Source organism: Cohnella hongkongensis, assembly GCF_042654645.1.
Classification (GTDB): Bacteria; Bacillota; Bacilli; order Paenibacillales; family Paenibacillaceae; genus Cohnella; species Cohnella hongkongensis.
This window is the reverse complement of the sequence record NZ_JBHSEP010000008.1, coordinates 58,027-79,952: the sequence shown is the minus strand read 5'-3', so window position 1 is coordinate 79,952 and position 21,926 is coordinate 58,027. Positions and strand designations below refer to the sequence as shown.

General features: G+C 59.2%; 23 protein-coding genes. 20 read left to right on the top strand and 3 right to left on the bottom strand.

Annotation, left to right across the window (positions count from 1 at the left end):
- Nucleotides 1-149 precede the first annotated feature (149 nt).
- The 18 genes from ribD to ACFO3S_RS12765 all read left to right on the top strand — a co-directional run bounded on the left by ribD (nt 150) and on the right by ACFO3S_RS12765 (nt 17,070).
- Nucleotides 150-1,304 (top strand): bifunctional diaminohydroxyphosphoribosylaminopyrimidine deaminase/5-amino-6-(5-phosphoribosylamino)uracil reductase RibD, encoded by a 1,155-nt coding sequence (ribD, locus tag ACFO3S_RS12850; protein WP_378096343.1) that lies wholly within the window; start codon nt 150-152, stop codon nt 1,302-1,304.
- Nucleotides 1,304-1,972, top strand: a complete 669-nt coding sequence (locus ACFO3S_RS12845) for a riboflavin synthase (RefSeq protein WP_378096341.1) — start codon at nt 1,304-1,306, stop codon at nt 1,970-1,972. Before ribD ends, ACFO3S_RS12845 begins: the two co-directional genes overlap by 1 nt.
- Nucleotides 1,973-1,986: 14 nt before the next feature.
- Nucleotides 1,987-3,216, top strand: coding sequence for a bifunctional 3,4-dihydroxy-2-butanone-4-phosphate synthase/GTP cyclohydrolase II (locus ACFO3S_RS12840; protein WP_378096338.1), 1,230 nt, complete (start codon nt 1,987-1,989; stop codon nt 3,214-3,216).
- A gap of 19 nt (nt 3,217-3,235) precedes the next feature.
- Nucleotides 3,236-3,706, top strand: a complete 471-nt coding sequence (gene ribH, locus ACFO3S_RS12835; protein WP_378096335.1) for a 6,7-dimethyl-8-ribityllumazine synthase — start codon at nt 3,236-3,238, stop codon at nt 3,704-3,706.
- 57 nt (nt 3,707-3,763) lie between these two features.
- Nucleotides 3,764-4,558, top strand: coding sequence for a segregation and condensation protein A (locus ACFO3S_RS12830; protein ID WP_378096332.1), 795 nt, complete (start codon nt 3,764-3,766; stop codon nt 4,556-4,558).
- Entirely contained in the window at nt 4,527-5,147 is a 621-nt protein-coding gene (gene scpB / locus ACFO3S_RS12825; RefSeq protein ID WP_378096330.1) for an SMC-Scp complex subunit ScpB, read from the top strand. The genes ACFO3S_RS12830 and scpB overlap by 32 nt, the downstream gene beginning before the upstream one ends.
- A gap of 67 nt (nt 5,148-5,214) precedes the next feature.
- The gene (locus ACFO3S_RS12820; RefSeq protein WP_378096328.1) at nt 5,215-5,907 is read left to right on the top strand and encodes a DUF2953 domain-containing protein; all 693 of its coding nucleotides are present in this window, start codon (nt 5,215-5,217) and stop codon (nt 5,905-5,907) included.
- An 87-nt stretch (nt 5,908-5,994) separates the two neighbouring features.
- Nucleotides 5,995-6,483: a GerW family sporulation protein gene (ytfJ, locus tag ACFO3S_RS12815; RefSeq protein ID WP_378096325.1), complete on the top strand. Its 489-nt coding sequence runs from the start codon at nt 5,995-5,997 to the stop codon at nt 6,481-6,483.
- A gap of 159 nt (nt 6,484-6,642) precedes the next feature.
- Nucleotides 6,643-7,872, top strand: coding sequence for a D-alanyl-D-alanine carboxypeptidase family protein (locus ACFO3S_RS12810; RefSeq protein WP_378096322.1), 1,230 nt, complete (start codon nt 6,643-6,645; stop codon nt 7,870-7,872).
- Nucleotides 7,866-8,525 carry a nucleoside recognition domain-containing protein gene (locus ACFO3S_RS12805; protein ID WP_378096319.1) on the top strand — a complete coding sequence of 220 codons (660 nt, stop codon included), beginning with the start codon at nt 7,866-7,868 and terminating at the stop codon, nt 8,523-8,525. Before ACFO3S_RS12810 ends, ACFO3S_RS12805 begins: the two co-directional genes overlap by 7 nt.
- 5 nt (nt 8,526-8,530) lie before the next feature.
- On the top strand, nt 8,531-9,070 hold the full coding sequence (locus ACFO3S_RS12800) for a spore maturation protein (protein ID WP_378096316.1): 540 nt from the start codon (nt 8,531-8,533) through the stop codon (nt 9,068-9,070).
- A gap of 21 nt (nt 9,071-9,091) precedes the next feature.
- A complete protein-coding gene (locus ACFO3S_RS12795; RefSeq protein ID WP_378096313.1) occupies nt 9,092-9,835 on the top strand; it encodes a pseudouridine synthase in 744 nt (247 codons plus the stop codon).
- A 231-nt stretch (nt 9,836-10,066) separates the two neighbouring features.
- Nucleotides 10,067-10,600: a redoxin domain-containing protein gene (locus ACFO3S_RS12790; RefSeq protein ID WP_378096310.1), complete on the top strand. Its 534-nt coding sequence runs from the start codon at nt 10,067-10,069 to the stop codon at nt 10,598-10,600.
- Between the two features lie 22 nt (nt 10,601-10,622).
- Complete coding sequence (resB, locus tag ACFO3S_RS12785; RefSeq protein ID WP_378096307.1) at nt 10,623-12,329, top strand: cytochrome c biogenesis protein ResB; 1,707 nt, start codon at nt 10,623-10,625, stop codon at nt 12,327-12,329.
- Complete coding sequence (ccsA, locus tag ACFO3S_RS12780) at nt 12,326-13,588, top strand: cytochrome c biogenesis protein CcsA (protein ID WP_378096304.1); 1,263 nt, start codon at nt 12,326-12,328, stop codon at nt 13,586-13,588. The genes resB and ccsA overlap by 4 nt, the downstream gene beginning before the upstream one ends.
- Nucleotides 13,589-13,631: 43 nt before the next feature.
- Nucleotides 13,632-14,345: a response regulator transcription factor gene (locus tag ACFO3S_RS12775; protein WP_378096301.1), complete on the top strand. Its 714-nt coding sequence runs from the start codon at nt 13,632-13,634 to the stop codon at nt 14,343-14,345.
- Nucleotides 14,346-14,348: 3 nt separating this feature from the next.
- Nucleotides 14,349-15,806 (top strand): HAMP domain-containing sensor histidine kinase, encoded by a 1,458-nt coding sequence (locus ACFO3S_RS12770; RefSeq protein WP_378096298.1) that lies wholly within the window; start codon nt 14,349-14,351, stop codon nt 15,804-15,806.
- 19 nt (nt 15,807-15,825) lie between these two features.
- Nucleotides 15,826-17,070, top strand: coding sequence for an MFS transporter (locus tag ACFO3S_RS12765; protein ID WP_378096295.1), 1,245 nt, complete (start codon nt 15,826-15,828; stop codon nt 17,068-17,070).
- 78 nt (nt 17,071-17,148) lie between these two features.
- Here the strand turns inward: ACFO3S_RS12765 and serA are convergent, their stop codons facing one another.
- Both serA and ACFO3S_RS12755 read right to left on the bottom strand, forming a co-directional pair.
- Entirely contained in the window at nt 17,149-18,741 is a 1,593-nt protein-coding gene (gene serA, locus ACFO3S_RS12760; protein WP_378096292.1) for a phosphoglycerate dehydrogenase, read from the bottom strand.
- 227 nt (nt 18,742-18,968) lie between these two features.
- Nucleotides 18,969-19,889, bottom strand: a complete 921-nt coding sequence (locus ACFO3S_RS12755; RefSeq protein ID WP_378096290.1) for a hypothetical protein — start codon at nt 19,887-19,889, stop codon at nt 18,969-18,971.
- A 106-nt stretch (nt 19,890-19,995) separates the two neighbouring features.
- Between ACFO3S_RS12755 and ACFO3S_RS12750 the strand changes: the two genes are divergently transcribed.
- Nucleotides 19,996-20,592, top strand: coding sequence for a CPBP family intramembrane glutamic endopeptidase (locus ACFO3S_RS12750; protein WP_378096287.1), 597 nt, complete (start codon nt 19,996-19,998; stop codon nt 20,590-20,592).
- Nucleotides 20,589-20,882 carry a hypothetical protein gene (locus tag ACFO3S_RS12745; RefSeq protein WP_378096284.1) on the top strand — a complete coding sequence of 98 codons (294 nt, stop codon included), beginning with the start codon at nt 20,589-20,591 and terminating at the stop codon, nt 20,880-20,882. The genes ACFO3S_RS12750 and ACFO3S_RS12745 overlap by 4 nt, the downstream gene beginning before the upstream one ends.
- Nucleotides 20,883-20,902: 20 nt before the next feature.
- Here ACFO3S_RS12745 and ACFO3S_RS12740 read toward each other — a convergent pair whose 3' ends face one another.
- On the bottom strand, nt 20,903-21,790 hold the full coding sequence (locus ACFO3S_RS12740; RefSeq protein ID WP_378096281.1) for a polysaccharide deacetylase family protein: 888 nt from the start codon (nt 21,788-21,790) through the stop codon (nt 20,903-20,905).
- Nucleotides 21,791-21,926: the final 136 nt, after the last annotated feature.

Below are 21,926 nucleotides of genomic sequence, written 5' to 3'. Positions count from 1 at the left end.
GCTTGCCTGCGCTTTGACGAAGCTGCTGTTTCCCCATGCTTTTCGGGACATGACCTGAAGGCCTGTTTATCGCTGTGCATTTACCGCCCCCGGGATGACTATCGCCCGGGGGCTTTTTGTCTGTTCGACGGCAGGAGAGGAGGAGACGGATGGAAATTCTGAATGACGAATACTATATGCGGCTCGCCTTGAATATGGCCGGCGGAGCTTCCGGACAAACCGGCGTGAACCCGGTCGTCGGCTGCGTCCTTGTGAAAGACGGCCGGATCGTCGGCATGGGAGCGCACTTGAAGCGCGGCGAAGGCCACGCGGAGGTGCACGCGCTTGACATGGCCGGCGAGCGGGCGCGCGGGGCGACCGCCTACGTGACGCTTGAACCGTGCAGCCATTACGGCCAGACGCCGCCCTGCTGCGAGCGGCTCATCCGGGAGGGCGTGTCCCGCGTCGTCGTCGCTGCGGTCGATCCGAACCCGCTCGTCGCCGGCCGGGGCATCGCCAGACTGAGGGAAGCGGGCGTCGAGGTGTCGACCGGCTTGCTGGAGCCGGAGGCCGTCCGGCTGAACGAGGCGTTCAACAAGTATATCCGCACCGGCCTGCCGTTCGTTACGCTGAAGACGGCGCTCAGCCTCGACGGGCGGATCGCTACGCGCACCGGCCACAGCCGCTGGATCACCGGTTCGGAAGCCCGGGAAGCGGTGCATACGCTGCGTCACCGCCATAGCGGCATTATGGTCGGTCTGCAGACGGTGCTGGCTGACGATCCGGAGCTGACGACCCGGCTGAGCGTACCGGCGCTGCACCCGGCCCGCATCGTCGTCGATTCGCGGCTGAGCCTTCCCGAGACGGCAAGAGTGCTGAACGACGCGGCCCCGACCATCGTTCTGACGACGCTCCGGGCGGACGAGAGCAAGGCCGAGCGCCTCAGAAGGCTAGGCGCAGAGGTGCTGCGCTGCGGAGACGGCGAGCGCGTCGATCTCCCGGCGGCGATGCGGGCTCTCGGTCAGAAGGGCATCGGCTCCGTGCTGCTCGAGGGCGGAGGCGTGCTGAACGGCGCGATGCTGGAAGCGGATCTCGTCGATAAAATGATGCTGTTCTACGCCCCGATTATCGTCGGCGGGGAAGGAGCGCCGGCCGCCTTCTCGCATGCCGGCCCGAGCGAGATGTCTGCGGCGCTGCGTCTCACCTGCGTATCGACGCAAAGCTACGGCGACGACTGGTGCGTGACCGGCTATCCCGAACGGCGGCCTGAAGACCCGCCGGGAGCGGCGGAGTCGCCGGTCCGCGCCGGCAAGGAGGAAGGCTAATGTTTACGGGACTTATTGAAGAAATGGGCATTCTGCGCTCGGTGCAGCGCCAAGGGGAAGCGATGATCCTCGGCATCTCGGCGTCCAAGGTGCTGGAGGACGTCAAGCGGGGAGACAGCATCGCGGTGAACGGCGTATGCCTGACCGTGGTCGAGTTCGACCGCGGCGGCTTCGCGGTGGACGTCATGCCGGAAACGTACCGCCATACGAATCTGCGCGAGCTGAAGCCGGGAGCTCCATTGAATCTGGAGCGGGCGATGCAGGCCGGCGGTCGCTTCGGCGGCCATCTGGTGCAGGGACATGTGGACGGCACGGGAACGATCCGGACTCGAACGAACGAGGCCAACGCCGTCGTGTTTGCCGTCGAGCCCGACGATCCCGCCCTTCTCCGTTATGTCATTCCGCAAGGCTCGATTACGCTGGACGGCATCAGCTTGACGGTCGTCTCGGCGGATCGCGGCAGCGGCCTAATCACGGTATCGATTATTCCCCACACCTTGCGCGAAACGGTGCTGCAGCACAAGCAGCCCGGCGCCAGCTTGAATATCGAATGCGACATTCTCGGCAAATACGTCGAGCACCTGCTCGGCTTGCGCGATCAGGCGCCATCCGCCCGCCGAGCGGGCGGGCTGACCGAATCGATCTTAAGAGACAACGGATTTATGTGAAGGGGGCCATCACGATGGAACAGCAGCTATTCGACCGAATCGAGGACGCGATCGAAGATTTGAAGCAGGGCAAAGTCGTCGTCGTCGTCGACGACGAAGACAGGGAGAACGAAGGAGATCTGATCGCACTGGCCGACAAGGCGACGCCGGAGGTCATCAACTTCATGATCAAGGAAGCCAGAGGACTGCTCTGCGTTCCGATTACGCAGGAGAGGGCCGAGGCGCTTGACTTGCCGCCGATGGTCAATCACAATACGGATTATCACGGCACGGCGTTTACCGTATCGGTCGACCACGTATCGACGACGACGGGCATATCGGCTCACGAGCGCTCTCTGACGGTGCAGGCGCTTATCGACCCGGCAGCCAGGCCGAGCGACTTCCGCCGTCCGGGCCACATTTTCCCGCTGATCGCGAAGGACGGAGGCGTGCTCCGGCGGGCCGGACATACCGAGGCGGCGATCGATCTGGCCAGAATGAGCGGCTCCGCGCCGGCCGCCGTCATCTGCGAGGTGATCAAGGAAGACGGCACGATGGCGAGACTGCCCGATCTTCAGACGTTCGCCCGGGAGCGCGGCTTGAAGCTGATTACGATCAAGGACTTGATTCATTACCGCAACGAGAAGGAGAAGCTCGTCAAGCGGGAGGTGTCCGTCCGCCTGCCGACCGATTTCGGCACGTTCCAGGCGATCGCCTACACGAACGAGGTCGATCAGAAAGAGCATGTCGCCTTCGTCAAAGGAGAGCTGGACGGCACCAAGCCGGTGCTCGTGCGCGTTCACTCGGAATGTCTGACGGGAGACGTGTTCCACTCTCACCGCTGCGATTGCGGACCGCAGCTGGAAGCTGCGCTCAGGCAGATCGACGAAGCCGGCAGCGGCGTGCTTCTGTATATGCGCCAGGAGGGGCGGGGCATCGGCCTGATCAACAAACTGCGCGCTTACGAGCTGCAGGAGCAGGGATTGGACACGGTGGACGCGAATATTCGATTAGGGTTCGCGCCCGATCTCCGGGACTACGGCATCGGGGCGCAAATCTTGAAGGACCTCGGCATTCGCGACATTCGCTTGCTGACGAACAACCCGCGCAAGATTAAAGGGCTGGAGGGCTACGGCCTGAACGTCGTCGAGCGCGTCCCGATCCAGATGCAGGAGAACGAAGACAACACCCGGTACCTGCATGCCAAAAAAGCGAAGCTAGGCCACCTGCTGTCGTTCCAGGACAATCCCGACTACACTATATGATTTGAGAGGATGAACGTACATGTCTATCGTATATGAAGGTCAACTCGTATCCAAAGGATTAAAATACGCGATCGTCGTCGGAAGGTTTAACGAGTTTATCTCGTCCAAGCTGCTCGGAGGAGCGCTCGACGCGCTGAAGCGCCACGGCGCGGAGGACGGAGAGATCGAGATCGCCTGGGTTCCCGGCGCTTTCGAAATTCCGCTGATCGCCCAGAAGCTGGCCGAAAGCGGGAAATACGACGCGGTCATTACGCTCGGCGCCGTCATTCGCGGCTCCACTCCGCATTTCGACTACGTCTGCAGCGAAGTGGCCAAGGGCGTCGCCGCCATTTCGCTGAAGACGGGCGTGCCGACGATCTTCGGCGTCCTGACGACCGACAGCATCGAGCAGGCGGTGGAGCGCGCGGGCACGAAAGCCGGCAATAAAGGCTGGGACGCCGCGACGACGGCGATCGAGATGGCGAATTTGACGCGGGCGATCTCCGGCTGATAAGATTTCATTCTAGAGACGCCGGGAAGATGCGAGCAGGCAGGAGGAGAAGCCCTCGTGGCAATGCTGTACAAGCTGGAGACGTTCGAAGGTCCGCTCGATTTGCTGCTCCACCTGATCGACAAGGCGGAAATCGACATCCAGGACATTTCGATCAGCGACATTACCGATCAATATATGGAATATTTGGCGGCGATGCAGGAGCTCGAGCTTGACATTACGAGCGAGTTTCTCGTCATGGCGGCGACGCTGCTCTCCATGAAGAGCAGGCAGCTGCTGCCGAAGCCTCCGGTAACCGACGAGCCTTGGCTGATGACGGTCGAGGAGGACGAGGAGCTCGATCCGCGCGAGGAGCTGATCCGCAGGCTGATCGAGTACCGCAAGTTCAAGTCGGTAGCCGGGCAGCTTAGGGAGAAGGAATGGGATCGAAGCCAGGTGTACACGCGGGAGCCCGCGGATCTGACGCCTTACGAGAAGGCGATCCGGACCAACCCTGTGGAAGGCTTGCACGTGAACGATCTGGTGAGCGCTTTTCAGAAAGCGATGAGAAGGCTGGCCGGGAGAACCCGGGTGTCTTCGATTCGCAAGGACGAGATTTCGGTCAAGGACCGGATTCTCGATATTATCGATACGCTCAAGAGCCGGTCCGGCGAAGGGAAGCTGCTGTTTTCCCAGCTGCTTCGGGAGGAGGACGATCGCGAGGAGATCGTCGTCACGTTCCTGGCGATTCTCGAGCTGATGAAGCGAAAATGGATTTCCTGCCATCAGAACGCACTGTTCGATGAAATCGTGTTGTCGTGGACGGGGAGAGAGGATAACGATGGATTACTCGACATTGAAATCGGTACTTGAAGGTCTGCTGTTCGTCTCCGGAGACGAGGGCATCAGCGCGAAGACGGCTGCGGAAGTGGTCGAGACGGACGTGGAGGTCGTCAAGGACGTCCTGAAGGATCTGCAGAAGGAGTTCGTCAAAAAAAACCGCGGCCTTCGCATTGCCGAGGTGGCCGGAGGCTACCGGCTGACGACCGTCATCGAACACGCGCCTTTCTTCGAGAAGCTGGCGTATTCACCTTCCCGTTCGACGCTGTCGCAAGCCGCCCTTGAGACGCTGGCCATTATCGCTTACAAGCAGCCGATAACCCGAATCGAGATCGAGGAGATCCGGGGAGTGAAGGCAGACCGGCCGATCCATCATCTCGTCAACAAGGATCTGATCGAAGAGAAGGGCAGGGCGGAGGCGCTCGGAAGACCGATTCTGTACGGCACGACGAAGGCGTTCCTCGACTATTTCGGCCTGCCGAGCATCCAAAGCTTGCCCGAGCCGACCCTGGCGGACGGCGACGACGAGCTGGAAGAACGAACGAAGCTGCTGTTCGACCGAATCGAGGGCAGGCAGCTTTCCCTGGAAGATTTGGACCGGCAATTGGATACGGACTCATAAGCTTGGCGAATATGGAATGAACGATAGCCAGAAGGTCATACTACCCCTATGGAAAGGCGGGGGAGGTATGGCCTTCTGGCATTGGATCGCTTCGGCGGTCGTCGCGGCGGCATTGGCCGCCGCCTGGATGTCGCGAGTCAAAATTCGCATCCGCTACTCGCGCAGCGGCAGATTGGATCAGCTGGTGATCATCGTTCGGGCTTTGTTCGGCCTGTTTCACTATCAGATCCTGATGCCTTCCATCTTCATCCGAAGCTGGAACGTCGTGTATCGCGAGCGGAGGGAAGGCGGGCTGGCCGGTCGGGAAAAGTCGAACCGGTTCAGCCGTTCGCTCGGCAGGCGAACGGTGCGGCGCTACATAAGGGCCTACAAGTCGGTGCTCGGATCGACCAAGCGGTTCAAGCAGTGGGCGAGACGTACGCTGAAAAAGGTGGAATGTACGCGATGGAGGCTCGATTTTCGCGTGGGCACTGGAGACGCGGCGTCGACGGCCGTCGCCTCCGGACTGCTGTGGACCGTGTCCGGCTGCGCCACCGGAATGGCGAGCCATTGGATTTCTTTCCGCACGTCCCCGCATGGCGAGGTAAAGCCGAACTATTCCGATTCCGAATTCACCGCTGTCTGGGAGGCGGATTTTCGCATCCGGCTTGGAACGCTGATCTGGGCCATGCTTAAGCTGGGGACGAGAACGATCCGCATCGGCAAAGCGATCAAAGCGTGGCGAAGCTGGCTGGCTCCGCCCAACGAAGGGGTAAGCTGACCGGCCTGGCAGAGGAGAGATCGCCCCGCGACGCATAAAGGCGGCCGGGTTTCGGGCAAATTAGGTACACGAAAGGAGGAGTTGAAGATGTCCCAGCATCCGATTAACGGCTTAATGCAAACCGCTATGGAAAATATCAAGGATATGGTTGACGTCAATACGATTGTCGGAGAACCGGTGCAGACGCCTGACGGCAGCGTCATTCTGCCGATTTCCAAGGTCGGCTTCGGCTTTGCGGCGGGAGGAAGCGAATTTGCCGCGATGGACGAAGCGTCCGGCGACTCCGGGCATTCCCACGCGGGCGGTCAAGACGGCCATAACGCGTCGGTGGCTTTGCCGTTCGGCGGCGGCAGCGGCGGCGGCGTATCGATTACCCCGATCGCCTTTCTCGTCGTTGGGTCGCATGGCGTCAAAGTCGTACCGCTTGACAATCAGACGCATCTGTTGGAGCGGCTGATCGACGCCGCGCCGGAATGGGTCGACAAGCTGAAGACCGCCTTCATGCGCAATCCGAACACGACGGAGACGATTCGAACGGTCGAAACGAAAAGCTCGAACGATTCCTCGCTCATGTAGTCGAGACGCCTACCGCCACGCGCGCCGATGCTTCGGCGCGCGTTATTCGTGCGCGGACAACTCCCTTCACATACTTTGGGACATGCAGACATAAAATGGAGTCAGAGAGCGCCGCGCCACATCGGCGGCGCCCGATCGTCTAGACCGAGGAGGATCGGCATGCAGCACCGGTTGTTTCGTAACCCTGTTCGTCCTGTCTGTGTTCTGTTCGTCAGCCTGGCCTTGGCGTCCGCGCCGGGGCCGGCAGGCGCGGAGACGGCCGCGATGGCCGCGCGGGCTCCGGCTCCGCCCGCGAACCAGGCCAAGGCGGCGGCGCTGGCCGACGTCGCGTCGGGGCGGATTCTATACAGTCAGCGCGGCGACGAGCCGATGAAGATCGCCAGCCTGACGAAGATTATGACGGCCATCGTGGCGATCGAGCAGGGGGATCTGGACGGCACCCTGAAGGTCAGCCGGCAGGCGGCCGGGAAGGAAGGGTCTTCGCTGTACTTGAAAGCCGGAGAGGAAATTACGCTGCGCAACGCGCTGTACGGCCTCATGCTGCGATCCGGCAACGACGCCGCGACGGCGATCGCCGAGCACGTCGGGGGCTCGGTCGAAGGCTTCGCGTATCTGATGAATCGGAAAGCGGAGGAGCTGGGGCTGGAGAACAGCCAATTCAGGAATCCGCACGGACTGGACGAGCCCGGCCACTATTCTTCCGCCAACGACCTGGCCAAGCTGACCGTCTATGCGCTGCACAACCCGGAATTCAAGAGAATCGTCGCTACGGAAGTGCGGACCGCGCCCAATCCAAACGACTCCTGGAATTACAAATGGGTGAACAAAAATAAAATGCTGCGGCTGTACGAAGGGGCGGACGGCGTCAAGACGGGTTATACGAAGCAGGCGCTGCGAACGCTTGTCAGCTCCGCGACCCGGGGCGGGCAGCAGCTCGTCGCCGTTACGCTCAACGACCGCGACGATTGGAACGATCACGCCAAGCTGCTCGATTACGGGTTTGCCCGTTATCCGCTTGCGAGCGTCGTTAAGCTTGGAGAGCCTCTGAAAGACTATCCGTACAGAACGGCGGGCTCCTTCGCTTATCCGTTCGCCGAGGGCGAGAGGGAGCGTCTGGAGACCCGGCTCGCCCCGCTCCTGCCGGAGTCGGTTCACTATCGCTTCGGCTATCGGGGGCAGCTCAGATTCGTGCTCGACGGCCGCCAGATCGGCGCCGTCGCTCTCGTCGCCGACGCTGCGCGGGAACGGCAAGCCTGGCAGGGCGGGACGGCGTCTTCCGAGGCCGATCGGCCGACCTCGTCTGGCCCCGGCCGGTCGGCAGGCTTCGCCGCCGCCATCCGAACGGCTGTTAAAGCACTGCTTCTGCAAGGAGGAGAGTCGCGATGGTGAACTGGATATGGATGGGCATGATCGTGTTCAGCGTCATCTACGGCGCCGCCAACGGCAAGATGGAGGCCGTGGCGGAGGCGGCCTTCGGCGGCGCCCAAACCGGCGTAACCGTCTGTCTCGGCTTGATCAGCATCCTCGTCTTCTGGATGGGATTGATGAGAATCGCCGAAGTGGCGGGACTTGTGCGCAAGCTATCGGATCTGCTGGCCCCCGTCGTCCGCAGGCTGTTCCCCGACGTCCCGAGCGATCATCCGGCGATGGGCTACATTCTGTCCAATATGAGCGCGAATCTGCTCGGCCTGGGCAATGCGGCCACGCCGATGGGCATCAAGGCGATGCAGGAGCTCCAGAAGCTGAATCCCGAGCCGACCGTCGCCACGCCGGCGATGTGCACGCTGCTGGCGCTGAATACGGCCAGCATTACGCTTGTGCCGACGACGATTATCGCCATTCGGATGAACTTCGGCGCCGTTCATCCGGCGGACATTGTGGCGCCGACGCTGCTGGCGACGCTCGTCGCCACCTGCGCGGCGATAGCGGCGGACAGATGGTATCGCAGCAGAAACAAGCTTCCGCCCGCATATAAGGCCCGGAACGGCGCGGGAGAGGGCTCGCCCCTCCGTCCGCCCTCCGCGTCTGCGGGAGGGGGCTGAGCGCATTGCTCTCGATGATTCAGATCGTCTCGACTTGGACGATTCCCGCTCTTATCGCTTTTATTCCGCTCTATGCTTCGCTGCGCAAGGTGCCGGTCTACGAAACGTTCATCGACGGCGCCAAGGACGGCTTCGGAACGGCGATCGGCATCATTCCCCACCTGGTCGGCATGATGACGGCGATCGGCATGTTCAGAGCTTCGGGAGCGATGGAGGCTCTTGTCGGCGCCATCCGGCCCGCGCTGGAATGGATCGGCATACCGGGCGACGTGCTTCCGCTGGCGCTGCTCCGGCCGATCACCGGAGCCGGATCGCTCGCCTTCGTCTCCGATCTGATCAAGGAGCAGGGGCCGGACTCTTTCGCCGCCAGAGTGGCTTCGACGATTCAAGGGAGCACCGATACGACGCTGTACGTGCTGACCGTCTACTTCGGCGCAGTCGGCATCCGCAATGCCCGCTATGCGCTCAAGGTGGGGCTGTTCTCCGATCTGGTCGGTTTTTTCGCCGCCGTCGCCGCTTGCTGGTTATTGTTCGGATTGGTATGATGGGGTAGAGGTGAACAGAGCGTGGAGGAAAGATTGCAGAAAGTTCTCGCGAATGCGGGAGTCGCTTCCCGGCGCAAGTGCGAAGATCTGATCGCGGCCGGCAAAGTAACGGTTAACGGGAAGGTCGTGACCGAGCTGGGAGCGAAAGCGGACCCGTCCGTCGACGCGATTGCGGTGTCGGGCAGGCCGATTAAGAAAGAGACCAAAATGTATATTATGTTCAATAAACCGAAAGGGGTCATCACCAGCGTCTCGGATCCGAAAGGCCGCAGCGTGGTGACCGATTACTTGAAGGACGTGAAGGAGCGGCTGTATCCGGTCGGGCGTCTCGACTACGACTCGGAAGGGCTGCTGCTGCTGACCAACGACGGGGATCTGGCCCACAAGCTGACGCATCCGAGCCACCACGTTCCGAAAACGTATCACGCGACGGTCGAGAGAGTTCCTCATGGCAGCGCGCTCGAGAAGCTGGCCAAGGGCATCAAGCTGGAGGACGGGATGACCGCTCCCGCTGAGGTGGAGTACCACGACATCGACCCCGACGGCAAGTACGCCACCATCGCCATCACGATCCACGAAGGCCGCAACCGCCAGGTTCGCCGCATGTTCGACGCGATTCACCATCCGGTCACAAGGCTCAAGCGCATAGCCTTCGGCGGATTGTTCCTGAACAATCTGCAGAGAGGCAAGCATCGCAAGCTGACGGAGGACGAGCTCGGAATGCTTCGCGAGATTGCGGATTCGGTCATGCCCGACCCCCGCTAGCCAGCGGGAACCGCAGCGGCGCTCCTTCATAAGAACGACGCGACTCGATATCGATCGGGCTCGGCGTCGTTTTTTTTCTCGTGCGGACGCGCGCGGCAATTGTACCAATTTTGACAAACAAACTCGCCAAAGCTCTTGCAATTTCCACGTATACTGGAAGGGGTCGATTGCTGCCGGACAAACAATCCGATACAATGGAATTAACGGAAATACAGGTGGTGTTCACGGAATATGGGACGTTATCGGAAACCGATTCAATATGTGATATTAGCCGTCGTGCTGCTGATCGGAGGCTACGCGATCGGCAATTCGTTGTTCTCCAAAAGCGTCGTGCTTGCGAAGGGCGACATGCCGCCGGATTTTCGGCTGGCAGACCTGAACAACGAGGTGCACGAGATGAAGGATTACGCAGGCAAGCCGCTCATCATTAATTTCTGGGGAACGTTCTGTCCGCCGTGCCGCAACGAGATGCCGGCTCTGCAGAGTCAGTACGACAAATGGAAGGGCCAAGGGCTGGAGCTCGTCGGCATTAACCTGAGCGAGGACAGGCTGACCGCAGAAAGCTTCATTCGCCAGGTCGGCGTTCATTTCCCGATCTTGCTCGACAAGGACAAAAAAACCGAAAGGCAGTACGGGCTTAAGCAGTATCCGACGACGTTCTTCATCGCGCCTACCGGCGAAATTCAGGAGGTCGTTATCGGCGGAGTGCTGACGGAGGAAGAGATCGAGGAGCGGATCGTACGGCTCATTCAGACGAAGTCGTGACGTCAGTCAGGGGGATTAACCGTTGCTTCAAAACACCAAGTGCGAGTGCGGACATCAAAATCCGGTCGGAACCGTCCTGTGCGAGTCGTGCGGCAAGCCGCTCGACGAGGCGCTGCTGAAGGACAAGGATGCGCTGCTGGAGATGAGATACGACGGGGTTGCGCGCCGATCGCAGAAAGCGAATCCGCAGCTCGTCGATCGGATATGGAATTTCTTTTCGTCGGTCAAGATTGCCGTTTATTTGATCGTCATTACGTTGATCGGAGCCGCATTCGGCACGATCCTCCCGCAGGAAAATACGTTTATCAACTTGACGGAGCGCTCCGAATTTGCCGCGTACTACAAAGAGAACCACGGCACGTTCGGCGTCATTTACCATGCGCTCGGATTGTCGAGAACCTACGAATCCTGGTGGTTTATCGCGCTTCTCGTCATGATCGGAACTTCGCTGGTCGTCTGCAGCCTGGACCGGGTTTTGCCGCTGTACCGGGCGCTTTCCAAGCAGCAGATCCGCAAGCATCCGCAGTTTATCGGCCGTCAGCATGTCGTCTATTCCGGAGAGCTGCAGCAGGATGCGCGGCAATGGCTCGAAAGCTTCGGGCGCGAGCTGAAGCGCAAACGCTATCGCGTCTGGCAGGAGGACGGCGCGCTGCTGGCGGAGAAAAACCGTTTCAGCCGCTGGGGGCCTTACATCAATCATATCGGCCTGATCGTCTTCCTGCTGGCGGTGCTCGGCCGGAGCATTCCGGCTTGGCATATGGATCAGTACCTCGCTCTCTACGAAGGAGAGACGCGGCAAATTCCGGGCACGAACTATTACTTAAAGAACGAGAAGTTCACCGTCGACTATTATCCGGACGAAGAACTGGCCAGCAACCAGAAGGGGAAGAAGGTCGCCAAGCTGTACGAGACGCAAGCACGGCTGTACGAGTGTGTCGACGCATGCGACGACCCGTCGCGCGCCCCGGTGCTGGAGGAGGTCAAGCAGCACGACATTCGCGTGAATAGCGCTCTGTCGCACCAAGGTCTGAAAGTCTACCAGAACAGCTTTCAGGAGCGGGTGCGTTTTATATCCGTGCATGCGACGCTGAAGGATGCCGGCGCCGGAACGATCGGCAGCTTCGACCTGCGGATGGATCAGCCCGAGAGAGATTACCGGGTGGGCGAATACGAGCTCAGATTGATCGACTATTACCCGGACTTCGGCCTCGACGAACAGACCCGGCCGATGACGAAGTCTCGCGAGCCGAACAATCCGGCGTTCGTCTTTCGGATTACGGGTCCCGGCGTTCAGGATACGGGAGAGGTGCACATCTACTTCCCGATGCCGAACGAGAGGAGCCAATATTACGAGACGATTCTGAACGAGAGCTTCAAGCAGCGCGGGGACAGCACGGGACGCTTCTCCATCGCCGTCGAGAATCCGATCGTAGACGGACAGATGAACAATATCGAATATTCCGCCTATACGACGTTCCTGAACATTCGGATGGACAAGGCGATGCCCTACGTATGGGTAGGCGCGGCGATCTCTATGATCGGACTGATTATGGGCTTCTACTGGCAGCATAGACGGATATGGCTTCGGATCGACGGCGGCAAGCTGCTGCTGGGAGGCCATACGAACAAGAACACCTACGGCCTGAGAGCCGACGTTGCGGGGGCGCTGGGAAAAACCGGGATCGCGGTGGAGCCCAAGGCGCTCGATAACAGGAGGAATGTACGTTGAAATGGTGGTTGGATTTCAGCAGTGACGCATTTATCGTTGCTTTTTTTCTGTATTGCGCGTCCTTCATCAGCTATGCGATCGCAGTCGCCGGCAAAAAGTGGAGCAACCGCAAGCCGGAGGACCATACGGCCCGCTGGGGCAAAATCGCCTTCGGTCTGGCCGTGCTCGGCTGGCTGGCCCATCTGACGTTCTTCTTTACCCGGTGGTACGGCGGAGGCCATATCCCGACAAGCAATATGTACGAGTTCATGACGTTCCTGGGCATGGCGATCATGTTCGCGTTTATCGTCATTCATGTCATCTACCGCAACTTGATGCTAGGCGCGTTCACGCTGCCTCTGGTCATTATTATTATCGCGTATGCGTCGGTGTTTCCGTCCGAGGTTCAGCCGCTAATTCCTCCGCTGCAGAGCGTCTGGCTGAAAATCCACGTCACGATGGCCGCCGCCGGCGAAGCATTCTTCGCGATCGGATTCGCGGCGGCGCTCGTGCAGCTGATCCGCGTCGTCGATTTCACCCGCACCGACAAGGCCGGACGCCGGGCGCAGTTCTGGACGGAATTCTCCTTGTACGTCATCATCGTGCTGGTCGGTTTTATTGTCGCCGTGTTCGCGTTCCGCGGCGCGGGCTACGAGGCGAGCTTCACCCAGGAGACGATCGAGATCGACGATGCGGGCAATGCGCATTCGAGCGTCCAGGAGGTGCAGTACAGTCTTCCGCCGCTCGTAGCGCCTTACAACAGCGAGACGGTCTCGTTCCCCTCCTTCCTCGGCATACAGCAACCGCTGTTCGAAGCGCCGTCCTGGATGAACGGAGTGAACGCGGGCCGCAAGCTCAATACGATCGTCTGGTCGGTGATCGCCGGCTCGCTGCTCTACGGCCTTCTGAGATTGATCGCCCGCAAGAAGCTGACGGCGGCGATCAACCCGCACTTGTCGGACATTGATCCCGACGATCTGGAAGAGATCAGCTACCGCTCCATCGCGATCGGATTCCCGGTGTTTACGCTCGGGGCGCTCATCTTCGCCATGATCTGGGCGGAGATCGCCTGGTCCAGATTCTGGGGCTGGGATCCGAAGGAAGTGTGGGCGCTCATTACGTGGCTGTTCTACAGCGCATACTTGCATCTGCGCCTGTCGAGAGGATGGCAGGGCACGAAGTCGGCCTGGCTGGCGGTAATCGGTTTTCTCATCGTGATGTTTACGCTGGTTGGCGTCAATCTCGTCATTGCTGGATTGCATTCGTATGCCGGGGTATAATGGGGCACATAAGGGTTTAAGAGGCCGAGAGGAGCGTTGAGGCATGAATACGGGAAGCCGGATTTTGGTCGTGGACGACGAGGAGCGCATTCGCCGTTTGTTGAAGATGTATCTGGAAAAAGAGGGATACGAGATCGAAGAGGCGGAGGACGGGGAGTCGGCTCTGCGCAAAGCCCAGGACGAGGATTACGACCTGATCGTGCTTGATCTGATGCTTCCGGGGATCGACGGCATCGAGGTATGCTCCCGGCTGCGCCAGCAGAAGGCGACTCCCGTGCTGATGCTGACGGCCAAAGGCGAGGAAGTGAATCGCGTGCAAGGGTTCGAGGTGGGCGCAGACGACTATGTCGTCAAGCCGTTCAGCCCCCGGGAGGTCATCTTCCGGATCAAAGCGATCTTGAGACGGTCGTCCGCGACGGCCTTCCTGTCCAAGGAGCTGAATACGAGCAACAATATCGTCTTTCCCCATCTGGTCATCGAGCACGACGCGCACCGCGTAACCGCAAGCGGGCAGGAAGTGAACCTGACGCCGAAGGAGTACGAGCTGCTGCATTATTTGGCCAGCACGCCGGACAAGGTGTTTTCTCGCGAGGAACTGCTGAAGGACGTATGGAACTATGACTTCTTCGGCGATCTGCGAACGGTCGACACCCATGTCAAAAGGCTGAGAGAGAAGCTGAACCGCGTCTCTACCGAAGCCGCCTCGATGATCACGACCGTGTGGGGCGTCGGCTACAAGCTGGAGGCGACGAAGTAGCGGATGGCCATCTTGAGGACCGTCGTCGGCAAAATGTGGCTGACGATCATGGGGCTGGTCGGCGTCGTTATTGTGACCATCGGTTTGTTTCTGCTCGAATATATCGATATCACCTTTGCGGATTCGGTCAAGATCAAGCATCTGTTCATCTATTCCGGAATTGTCGGCTTTCTGCTGACGACGTTTTTCGCCTTTTTTCTGCTGACGAAAATTACGAATCCGCTTCGAGAGATGAAGGACGCGGCCAACCGCGTTGCCCAGGGCGACTATTCGACGCGCGTGGCGATCCGCTCCACCGACGAGATCGGCGAGCTGGCCAACACGTTTAACCAGATGGCTTCCGAGCTGCATACGCTCATTCGCGACATTCAGCACGAACGGGACCATCTGAGCAGCGTGCTTAGAAGCATGACCGACTCGGTCATCTCGTTCGATTCCGAAGGGGGAGTCATTCTGACCAATCCCCAAGGTCAGCACCTGCTGGAGGAGTGGCAGACGGTCGATTGGGCGGAGGAGGACGACGGAATGCCGCCGGACGGCAACGTTCCCGGCCCGCTGCGGGAGACGTTCCGCAACGTTATCGCCGGCGGCAGGGAGCTGACCGTGAAAGTCCACGTCAAAAGCGGAGTCTGGTCCGTCGTCATGACGCCGCTGGCTTCCACCGATTCGGTGCGCGGAGCCGTTGCGGTGCTGCGAAACGTGACCGAGGAATTCCGCGTCGACAAGATGAGGAAGGACTTCGTCGCCAACGTGTCTCACGAGATCCGTACCCCTCTGTCGATGGTTCAGGGCTACAGCGAGGCTCTGATGGACGATATCGCGTCTTCTCCCGAGGAGCGGAGAGAGCTTGCGCAGGTCATTCACGACGAATCGCTCCGGATGGGCCGGCTGGTGAAGGACCTGCTCGATCTGGCGAGGATGGAGGCCGGCTACCTGGAGATGAATTTCCAGCCGGTCGACGTCAATGCGCTGATCTCCCGGGTGTACCGGAAATTCGCCGCGCTGGCGAAGGAACGCCAGATTCAGCTGACGAGATCGGCCGACGATCCGACGCTGACGCTCGAAGAGGGAGATGCGGATCGGCTGGAGCAGGTGCTGACGAACCTGATGGACAACGCGCTTCGCCATACGCCCGCCGGAGCTTCCATCGCCTTGGAAGCCGCCCGGATCGCGGCGTTGAAGGGGGAGTGGCTCGAGCTTAAGGTGATTGATCAAGGGCACGGCATCCCGTACGAGGATCTCCCTTACGTATTCGAGCGCTTCTATAAGGCGGACAAGGCGCGCAAGCGGGAAACGACCGGCGGAGGCACCGGACTGGGACTGGCTATCGCCAAAAACCTGATCGTCGCTCACGGGGGAACGATTAACGTGGCCAGCGAACCGGGCGCGGGAACGACGTTTACGATTTGGCTGCCTACGGGGACGGGGCGAAGAGCGGACGAAGAACCGGTACGGCATTGAAGAGGGGAACGGGACGGATATGAATCTGCGGTTCAATTTCAATGGGCTATTCCGCCGCGCGGCGCAAGGCGATTCGGAGACTCGGCTATCGACCGAGGCTCGGGTCGCTTTGTTTATCCACGGCTGTTTTCAATTCGGGGCGTCGATGTCGGGTCTTTTTCTGAATTTGTACCTGTGGCGACTAACCGAGGATTTGACGATCAACGGAATGTTTAATCTTATCGTATACGGAGTTACGCCCGCCGCGTTCGCGGTCGGCGGGTGGATCGCGAAGAAGAAGGACCGGATGGTTACGTATCGCTTAGGCATTGCGTCGATCACGGTCTTTTTTCTTGTCGTCATTTTCGCGCAGGAAAATGTCGTCGTCTACTATCCGTTGTTTGGGGTGCTGAACGGATTCGCGTTAGGTCTTTATTGGACCGGGTACATCGTGCTGATGTACGACGTCACCACCATCCGCAATCGTTCGCGGTTTATGGGCGTTAATATGATCGTCTTTAACTCGGCCGGCCTGGCCGGGCCGGCGCTGTCCGGCTTTCTGATCGGCTTGTTCGAAGGGCTGAGCGGCTACTTGCTTATCTTCGGCTTTGCGTCGGCTCTGTTCGGCCTCGCGTCGCTCTTCAGCCTGAAGATCAGGGCGGTTCCGGCTCATCATCGCAGCTATTACCTGAGCTTCGCCGGACCGATGATGAAGAAGAGCCGGCTCTGGCTGAAGTCGCTGATCGCCTTTTTTCTGCTCGGCTTATCTCAGGGACTGATGCTGTTTTTGCCGAACATTCTTATGTTCCAGACGGTGGGAAGAGAGGATCAGGTCGGCTATTTGACGGTGTTTTTCGCGCTGCTGACGATTGCGACCGGCTATGCGATCTCGCGCAGGAGGAAGCCGGTGCGGATCCGGCGGGAGCTGACGGCGGCCTCGCTCTGCATCGTGGCCGGCGCGGCCGTCCTGTTTGTCGACATCAAGCTGTGGACCGTCGTCCTGTTTATGTCGATTTATTCGATCATGGCTCCGTTTATCGTCAACATGCTGACGACGTACTATTACTCGGTAATGGACGAACTTCCTTTGAAGGGGCTGTTTCGAATCGAGTCGGTCGTCGTTCGCGAGCTGTTCCTGAACGTCGGGCGGGTGCTGTCCATTCTGACGCTGATTCTGTTCGTGAAGGAAGCTAATTCTCCGATGCTGCCGACGATTGTCGTGGTCACTTCGCTGACGCTTGGGGCAATGGCGCTGTTCGTGCGGAGCCGGAAGGAAATCTTGTAGAGGCGGGCGAATGGCGGAAGCGAATCAACGAGAATCGGGCAGTCCCGAATGCTTGCCAACGGGACTGCCCGATTTCCATTAATACAGATGAACTTCTTTGGCGTTGTTCAAATCCGGCAGGGCGGAAATTTCGTTCAGCACTTCCTTCGTGACGCCCTTGTCGACGCCCAGCACCATGACGGCTTCTCCTCCGACGATTTTCCGTCCGACCTGCATCGTGGCGATGTTGATGTCCTTCGTACCGAGCAAGGTGCCTACGCGGCCGATGAGCCCCGGCTTATCGTGATGTGAGATGAGCAGAATATGGCCTTGCGGCTCGACGTCCACCGGAAATTTGTCGACCTGCGTAATGCGCGGTCCGAAGCCGTTGAGCAGCGTTCCCGCGACGAGGCGCTCCTCCTTGTCCGTGCGGAGGGTGACGCTTACCTGATTCGTAAAGCCTTTGGTCGCATGAGATTTCGTGACGACGATGTTGACGCCGCGGTTTTTCGCCAGATGCATCGCGTTAACGACGTTGACCTGGTCGGAGCCGAGGTGATAGGCGAGTACGCCTTCGACCACTCTGCGGGTCAGCGGCTGCGTGTCGACGTCCGCCAGCTCGCCGGCATAGGCGACGGCGATTTCCTTAACCGCGCCGGATGCGACCTGGGCCGCGAAGCTGCCCAGCTTCTTGCCGAGCTGGAAGTACGGCTCCAGCTTGCTGAGCACATCGGCCGCGACGGGAGGCATGTTCACCGCGTTCTTGAACGGCTCGTTGCGCAGAATGTGCAGCAGCTGCTCCGAGACGTCTATTGCGACGTTCTCCTGCGCCTCTACCGTGGAAGCTCCGAGGTGCGGGGTGACGATAATTTTCGGATGCTTCAGGAACGGATGGTCCGGAGCCGGAGGCTCTTCCTCGAAGACGTCGAATGCCGCTCCGGCCACTTTGCCGGCGTCGATCGCTTCAACGAGCGCCAGCTCGTCGATGATGCCGCCGCGAGCGCAGTTGACGATGCGCACGCCCGGCTTGATTTTCTCGAACTGCTCCCTGCCGATCATATGGCGCGTTTCGGGCGTAAGCGGAGTGTGAACGGTAATGAAATCCGCTTCCGCGATAATGTCGTCCACCGACGCTTTGCGCACGCCGAGCTTGTCCGCCCGCTCCTCGGTCAGGAACGGATCGTAGCCGAGCACGTTCATGCCGAACGCCTTGGCGCGGGAAGCGACTTCGCTGCCGATCCGGCCCATGCCGAGCACGCCGAGCGTCTTGTTGCGAAGCTCGACGCCCACGAACGATTTGCGGTCCCAGACGCCGCCGACGGTTTTCTGGTAAGCTTGCGGAATATGCCGAGCGACGGCCATCATCATGGCGAAGGTGTGCTCGCAAGTCGTGATCGTGTTTCCGTCCGGAGCGTTGATGACGATAATGCCTCGTTTCGTAGCGGCTTCCAGATCGATGTTGTCGACGCCGACTCCGGCGCGTCCAATCACTTTGAGCTGCTTGGCGGCATTCATAATGCGCTCTGTTACGCGCGTCTGGCTGCGCACGAGCAGAGCGTCGTATTCGCCAATGATGTCGACCAGCTCGTCCTCGCTGAGACCCGGTTTCTTGTCGATGGCGATATCGGACGCTTCGACCAGGAGCGAGATGCCCAAATCGCTGATCGGATCCGATACGAGTACTTTGTACATGGTGGAACCCTCCTTCAAAAATAGAGAAAACACCCTCAACCGCCGATCCTCCGCTTAGGGCGGATTAACGGTGCGTAGAGGGTGACTCCGCAAGGTCACTGCTTGAATGATCGTCTTACGCACGAGCTTGATTCCAATTGCCTTTCCTATTTTATAGCAATAGGGCGGACAAATGCAATGACGAATGTGGCACAATTGACGCTGTATAGCGATAAAGGGTTAAAAATCTACTTGCCCGTCGAAAAAAACGGCAATTGAGGCAGCTGCTCGTTTTCGTAAAATCTCGACTTGACCTCGTTGAAGTAGCCGCCGGTTACCGCTTCGGTGCTGATCAGCAGCTCGGCGACGGCGTTAAAGCTTTTGATCTTCCTTTTGTCGGCTTGTCCGGAGGAGATGAACTGATCGACCTTGGCGGTCAGATCGTGCGGCAAATATTCGGTAAGCATCGCCTGCCCGGACAAGTAATCGGAGGATACTTTAAACTTGACGACAAGCGGAAGCTCCTTCCATTCGTCGATCGAAATGACGTTCTGTCCGTCCAGGCCGCTGGAAATGTCCGCGTGGACCGATTCCGCCCACTTCAGCATGGAGCCGTAATAATCCTTCTGTCCGGCGAGCGCGAAATTCAGCGCCTCTTTATAATAAGAATTGGAAGCGACCTTATCCAGCGCCGCTTGCGCGGAGCCTTCGTTCACGCTTGCGGCCAGCTCGGTGAAGCCTTCTTCGAACAGCTTCAAGCTTTTCACATAATTCGATTGGGCGGCTCTGAGCTGCGGCGACACCGGCGCAACATAAACCCCCTTAACCTCGTCATATTTTTGCTTGGCGCTTTTGGAGAGCTGCTTCAGAGCGGAGGAGCGATCGGCGTTCGAGTCGCTCAGCCATTTGTTTTGGGCGTCGAGCCAGTCGTTTTGAAATTCACGGTAAGACAAAAATACGGTATGATAGAAGGAAACCAAATCCTGCTGCTGATAAGCGTTCAGCTGCGGCGATGAGGTCGCCTCTACCGTTTGCTCGGAAGCGCTGCCCGATTGGGCGCGGTCGGTGCCCACCTTGACCCCGTAGAAAAAAGCGCCGATCGCGATAACGAGCATGAGAAGAAAGGCAAGGGAAAACATAAGATCAGAACGGTTTAGACGCTTTTCCATCGGTTGCTCCTTTGAGTTGATAAAGGTCGTTAGAGTGTTCGGTAGTCCTAGTATAGAAAAAAACGCACTTCTTGAACATACAAAAATTAGCATATATCGAGGAATCATGAGAAAATTCGACATTCGCAACATCAAGGTTCGCAAAGTCACGGTCGACCAGTTGAACGATCGGATGCTGCTGGCCAATTTGTATTTCACTCAGGCGCTTACTCTTATTATCGGATTGGTATGGATTTTATTTCAGCGCAGAAATCCGCTGGAGCTGCTTATTTTACCGCGAACGTACGAATTCGCTTTGTGGGGCGGGGGGCTGGCGCTGCTCGTCCTTCTGCTGGATTTGTCCATCTCCCGGTTCGTTCCCGAGGAAGCGGCGGACGACGGAGGGGTGAACGAACGGATTTTCAGAACGAGGCCGGTATGGCATATCGCGGTCATCTCCTTCGTCGTGGCGATGTGCGAAGAGATCTTGTTTCGCGGCGCCGTTCAGCATGCGTTCGGACCGTATTGGACCAGCATCTTGTTTGCGGCTATCCACGTTCGGTATTTGCGCCATTGGGTTCCGACGGGGATGGTGTTCGCGATCAGCTACGGACTGGGCTGGATTCTAGACGTCTCGGGCACGCTGTGGGCGCCGATCGCGGCGCATTTTCTCGTCGACTTTATCATGGGCTGCATCATTCGTTTTCGGAGGGGAGATTCATGAAGGAAGACCAGGCGTCTTCTTTATCTGCATGGGAGCGTTACGTATCGGCGAAGAGAGCCGCATTCGAAGAGCCTGAGGAGGAGCTCACGATCGATCAGCTGGAGGAAGCGATCGCCCGGGCCGCGGCGGAAGCGGGCATACCGGAAACCGGGATGCCCCCTCGCGCGGAAGTTCACCCTGTGAAGCGAAGTCAGCTGTCGAAATGGTTTTATTTAACGCTCGTCGTGCTGTTCTCTTTTCTAGTCGTCGGCTTGCTGTGGTGGGGAAGGCAGCAGCAGATCGACCCCTAGCGAGGAACGCCGGTCGCGGCTTACAGCTCGATGTCGATCGCGTTCGGGTCGACGAAGGCGTACCCTTTTTCCTCCAGCTGCGTCAGCAAGTCGTCCAGCGCCTTGGCCGTCCATGGAAGCTCGTGCATCAGAATGTTGCTGCCGGAATGCAGCTGATCCATGACGTTGTCGATGACCGCTTGCGGCCGCTTGTCTTCGGCGATCTTGCCCATATCCCAGTCGAGGGAGCCGTTGGACCAGGTCATGAACAGCAGTCCGTTGTCCTTGGCGATCTGTTTAACGGCGTCGTTGGACGAGCCGTGTGGCGGACGAAAGAACACCGGGGCACGGCCCGTAACGTCCTTGACGATCTCCTGCACGCTTTCGATCTGCTCTTTGATTTTCGGAGCCTGCTCTTTCTTCAGATCGATGTGGTCCCACGAGTGGTTGCCGATCACTTGGCCGCGCTCGTCGATTTTCTTCAGCAGCTCGGGATTCGCTTTGACGCGGTAGCCGTTCACGAAGAAGATGGCTTTCGCCTGGTGCTTGTCCAGCGTGTCGAGAAGAGGATCGAGCGTTTCCGGCGCTTTCGGGCCGTCGTCGAACGTCAGGAGAACGACTTTGCCGTTCGTCTGCTCCTTGTCGATCGGGACGATGAAGTAGTTGGCGTTCATCCGGTACGCCTTTACGGTTTCTTCGGGCTCCGGCGCGGAGGACGTCTGCGGCTCCTCCGGGGTAGCTCCGGACTCCGTCAGAGCCGGGTCGGGCGAGGGCGAGGCAGGCGGGGACGACTCCGCTGCGGTCGGCGACTCGACGGACGCCTGGGGAGATGAGCCGCTGCCCGGGGACGTCCCGCCTCCGCAGGCCGAGACCAGAGCGGCCATAATCGATAAAGCAGCGCAAAAAGCGATGATTCGACGACGATCCATGTAGAAATTCCTCCGTTTTTCTTCGTAAGCTGGTTCGATTGTATCATAAAAGGACCGGCGCTTCGACAGGAGTCCCGCTTTCCTTAATTTGCTCGGCATGACCCCGGTCGGCCAAGCCACACTAAGAGCAATAAGG

What these genes read in the sequence shown, in the direction of transcription:
- ribD (WP_378096343.1), top strand. Translation starts at nt 150, where the DNA reads ATGGAAATTCTGAATGACGAATACTATATGCGGCTCGCCTTGAATATG.
- ACFO3S_RS12845 (WP_378096341.1), top strand. Translation starts at nt 1,304, where the DNA reads ATGTTTACGGGACTTATTGAAGAAATGGGCATTCTGCGCTCGGTGCAG.
- ACFO3S_RS12840 (WP_378096338.1), top strand. Translation starts at nt 1,987, where the DNA reads ATGGAACAGCAGCTATTCGACCGAATCGAGGACGCGATCGAAGATTTG.
- ribH (WP_378096335.1), top strand. Translation starts at nt 3,236, where the DNA reads ATGTCTATCGTATATGAAGGTCAACTCGTATCCAAAGGATTAAAATAC.
- scpB (WP_378096330.1), top strand. Translation starts at nt 4,527, where the DNA reads ATGGATTACTCGACATTGAAATCGGTACTTGAAGGTCTGCTGTTCGTC.
- ACFO3S_RS12820 (WP_378096328.1), top strand. Translation starts at nt 5,215, where the DNA reads ATGGCCTTCTGGCATTGGATCGCTTCGGCGGTCGTCGCGGCGGCATTG.
- ytfJ (WP_378096325.1), top strand. Translation starts at nt 5,995, where the DNA reads ATGTCCCAGCATCCGATTAACGGCTTAATGCAAACCGCTATGGAAAAT.
- ACFO3S_RS12810 (WP_378096322.1), top strand. Translation starts at nt 6,643, where the DNA reads ATGCAGCACCGGTTGTTTCGTAACCCTGTTCGTCCTGTCTGTGTTCTG.
- ACFO3S_RS12805 (WP_378096319.1), top strand. Translation starts at nt 7,866, where the DNA reads ATGGTGAACTGGATATGGATGGGCATGATCGTGTTCAGCGTCATCTAC.
- ACFO3S_RS12790 (WP_378096310.1), top strand. Translation starts at nt 10,067, where the DNA reads ATGGGACGTTATCGGAAACCGATTCAATATGTGATATTAGCCGTCGTG.
- ACFO3S_RS12775 (WP_378096301.1), top strand. Translation starts at nt 13,632, where the DNA reads ATGAATACGGGAAGCCGGATTTTGGTCGTGGACGACGAGGAGCGCATT.
- ACFO3S_RS12770 (WP_378096298.1), top strand. Translation starts at nt 14,349, where the DNA reads ATGGCCATCTTGAGGACCGTCGTCGGCAAAATGTGGCTGACGATCATG.
- ACFO3S_RS12765 (WP_378096295.1), top strand. Translation starts at nt 15,826, where the DNA reads ATGAATCTGCGGTTCAATTTCAATGGGCTATTCCGCCGCGCGGCGCAA.
- serA (WP_378096292.1), bottom strand. Translation starts at nt 18,741, where the DNA reads ATGTACAAAGTACTCGTATCGGATCCGATCAGCGATTTGGGCATCTCG.
- ACFO3S_RS12755 (WP_378096290.1), bottom strand. Translation starts at nt 19,889, where the DNA reads ATGGAAAAGCGTCTAAACCGTTCTGATCTTATGTTTTCCCTTGCCTTT.
- ACFO3S_RS12750 (WP_378096287.1), top strand. Translation starts at nt 19,996, where the DNA reads ATGAGAAAATTCGACATTCGCAACATCAAGGTTCGCAAAGTCACGGTC.
- ACFO3S_RS12745 (WP_378096284.1), top strand. Translation starts at nt 20,589, where the DNA reads ATGAAGGAAGACCAGGCGTCTTCTTTATCTGCATGGGAGCGTTACGTA.
- ACFO3S_RS12740 (WP_378096281.1), bottom strand. Translation starts at nt 21,790, where the DNA reads ATGGATCGTCGTCGAATCATCGCTTTTTGCGCTGCTTTATCGATTATG.